The following is a 2,466-nucleotide window of genomic DNA, read 5'->3' on the forward strand; positions in this document are numbered from 1 at the left end:
GCGCCAACCGAGGCTCACCGCGACGGCTTGATCGGATGCATACCACGAAAAGTTTCAAGAAGGCCTACTGGGCACTGGGAAGGAGCGTGTTTTTGTCCAAAGTCCAATCTCCATGCTGGAGCACTATTACGATCTCAACCAGGCTGAGCAGTTCGAGGCACTGTTCGGCTCGCTGGCCATCGGGCAGCACCCAACGCCTCGGCACAATCAATACTTCGTGCTCAAATGGGATTTCTCGCTGGTCGCCGCGCATGGGGCGATCGGCGATATCGAAGCGGCGCTGCATCGCCACATCAACGGACGCATTCGTGCCTTCGCCCGGCGCTATCGCGAGCAACTGCCGGAAGTGCTTCAGATCCATCCCGAGGATGCGCTCACCTCCTGGGAGACACTTTTGAGTGTCATTTCCCAGACCCCGCACAAACTCTATCTGCTGATCGACGAATACGACAACTTCGCTAATGAAGTGCTGATGGCCGCGCATCCGAGCGGGCAGGATCGCTACCAGACCTTGCTTCAGGGCGAGGGCTTGATGAAAACCGTGTTCAAGTCCGTCAAGGCCGCCGCGGGGGGACTGGGACTCGATCGGGTGTTCATCACCGGCGTCTCGCCGGTGGTCTTGAGCGACATGACCAGCGGCTATAACGTCGGCAAGGATATTTTTCTGCTCCCCCAATTCAACGATCTGTGCGGCTTTACCGAGGGCGAAGTCGCCGCCGTGCTGAACCAACTGGCCCAAGAAGGCGGCGAGTGGTCGGCGGACAAGGCGCTGGCGACCATGCGCACTTTCTACAACGGCTATCGTTTTAGCGAGGAGGCCGAGGAAAGTCTCTACAACCCAACCCTAAGCCTGTACTTTTTCGACGCGCTCGCCACCCAGGGCCAGTATCCTCGGCAACTGCTCGATGAAAACCTGGCCATGGATCGCAACAAGCTGATTTATATCGCCTCGCTGCCGCATGGTGAGGAGTTGTTGATCGAAGCCCTGCGTGGCGATGACCGGTTGCTGGTGCCGGAGCTGGTGCAGCGCTTTGGCGTGGCCGATGTGTTGGCGGCGGTGAAGGATCAGCCGTTCATGGCGTCTTTGCTGTATTTCTTTGGCATTCTGACCCTGGCGGGCTTGAACTCCTTCAACGAGTGCCAGATGCGCATTCCCAATCTGGTGGCGCGTGGACTCTATGTGGAGCGTTTGCGCGAACGCTGGCTGCCGCCAACCGAGCGCGCGCGCGATCTGCCAGATGCCGTGCGCGCCCTCGGTCAGCAAGGCGATCTGGCTCCTTTGTGCGCGCTGATCGAACAGGGCTATTTCGCCGTGCTGTCCAACCGCGACTACCGCTGGACCAACGAGCTGCTGGTGAAATTCGCCTTTCTGACGCTCCTGTTCGACGACCGTCTCTACATGGCCGTCTCCGAGCTGGAGACCGAGCGCGGTTATGCCGATCTGGCCCTGATCGTCCGCCCGGACATGCGTCGCTTCCAGGCGCTTGATCTGCTGCTGGAATTCAAATATCTGAGTTTGAAGAAACTTGGCCTGAGCGGCGAGCAGGTGCGGCAGGAATCGCGCGAGGCGTTACCGTGAAAGATGCTCTGCGCGGGAGACAAGCCCGCCCGTGACCGCCAAGCGGCCTTAAAAACACTGACGTCTTCAGGAATGCTCAGGCAGTGATATAACCGTACTTCTTGAGCATTCGGATCCAACGTGGAGCGTTGCGACCAACGCTGATGGCTTCGTAGTCGATGGTGGCATCCCGGTAGTAATCGCCACGACGGATCAACACGAAGACGATTTTCAAGATCTTATGCGCCAAGGCGAAGATCGCCCGTTTTCGCCCGCGACGGATCAGCAAGGCGTTGAACTTATCGGCCAGCGCACTGCGGGTGCGACTGGCCGCGTTGGCCGCCTCGCAGAGAATGCGCCGCACAGAGGGGTTGCCCTTGCGTTTTCGCCCGGCCTTGCGCTTGCCAGCCGATTCGTTGTTGCCAGGACACACGCCGGCCCAAGCCGCGAGCTTCTCGGGTGAGCCGAACGCCTCCATGTCGGTGCCGATCTCCACCAGCCGCATGGCCGCGCCGATGGCATCGAGCCCCGGAATGGTCTGCAAGGCTTGCAGCAAGGACTGATGCGGTTGCAGCGCGTCGAGCAAATGCTGTTGAAAGCCACGGATGCGCGCCTCAAGCTCCTCGATATGCGCCAGGACTCACGTAGCACAAAGCGGTGTGTGTCGCTGAGCTCGCCATCGAGGGCGTCGAGGAGTTGCTCTTCCGTCGCCTTCAACCGTTGGCTGGCGTAGGTCAAGACCTGCTCGGGCGTCTCACCATTCAGCAGCCCCTTGATCATCGCCCGCGCCGAGGTGCCGTGGATGTCACTGACGACGGCTGAGAGGCGAATGCCCCATAGGCGCCAACTTAACCGCATCGTTGACGCTTCTGCACGTTCATCATCTCGACAACCCTGGCCGGAAGGGT

Annotated in this window: 2 pseudogenes; one reads left to right on the forward strand and one right to left on the reverse strand. The window is 60.0% G+C overall.

Features of this window, described 5'->3' with window-relative positions:
- Positions 1-106: 106 nt before the first annotated feature.
- Positions 107-1,573 (forward strand): annotated as a pseudogene (locus tag GJ668_RS19580) (AAA family ATPase); the annotation flags it as partial.
- 82 nt (positions 1,574-1,655) lie between these two features.
- On the opposite strand, the pseudogene GJ668_RS19585 reads toward GJ668_RS19580, so the two are convergent.
- A pseudogene (locus GJ668_RS19585) lies at positions 1,656-2,392 on the reverse strand (transposase); the annotation flags it as partial.
- Positions 2,393-2,466 lie beyond the last annotated feature (74 nt).

Source organism: Allochromatium palmeri, from assembly GCF_009720725.1.
GTDB classification, from domain to species: Bacteria; Pseudomonadota; Gammaproteobacteria; order Chromatiales; family Chromatiaceae; genus Thermochromatium; species Thermochromatium palmeri.